The 457-nt window shown below is 60.0% G+C and carries 1 protein-coding gene; it reads left to right on the top strand.

Going from position 1 to position 457, the window contains the following annotated elements; translation table 11 throughout:
- Positions 1-340, top strand: a 340-nt coding sequence (locus HX873_RS31845; RefSeq protein WP_256349663.1) for a TolC family protein, incomplete at its 5' end; no start/stop codon positions are given.
- Positions 341-457 lie beyond the last annotated feature (117 nt).

Raw genomic sequence — 457 nt, 5'->3', positions numbered from 1 at the left:
CGAGAAAGCCATCCAGACCGGCTTCCAGGAAGTCTCCGACGGCCTCGCCGCCCGTGAGACCTACAAGCAGCAACTGGACGCCCAACGTGGCTTCGTCGCGGCCAACCAGGATTACTACCGCCTGGCCGAGCGTCGCTACCGTATTGGTGTCGACAGCAACCTGACGTTCCTCGACGCCCAGCGCCAACTGTTCAGTGCCCAGCAATCGCTGATCACCGACCGCCTGGCGCAGCTCAACAGCGAGGTCAACCTGTACAAGGCCCTCGGTGGTGGCTGGAACGAACAGACCGCGAAGAACGAACCGTTGAAAGAAGAAGCACCGCCCTTGAAGTTGTTCTGATAGTGGCGCAGTAAACAAAAACCGCTTCCCGCCCAGGAAGCGGTTTTTTTACGCCCATGACTTTGCGTTCGATCATCGCCCACAACCCGCTCTCCCCCACTTTCATCGCCCCCGCAC

It is taken from the genome of Pseudomonas sp. P7758 (assembly GCF_013386485.1).
Lineage (GTDB): Bacteria > Pseudomonadota > Gammaproteobacteria > Pseudomonadales > Pseudomonadaceae > Aquipseudomonas.
The sequence above is the reverse complement of the archived record's forward strand: the minus strand, read 5'-3'. Positions and strand labels throughout refer to the sequence as shown.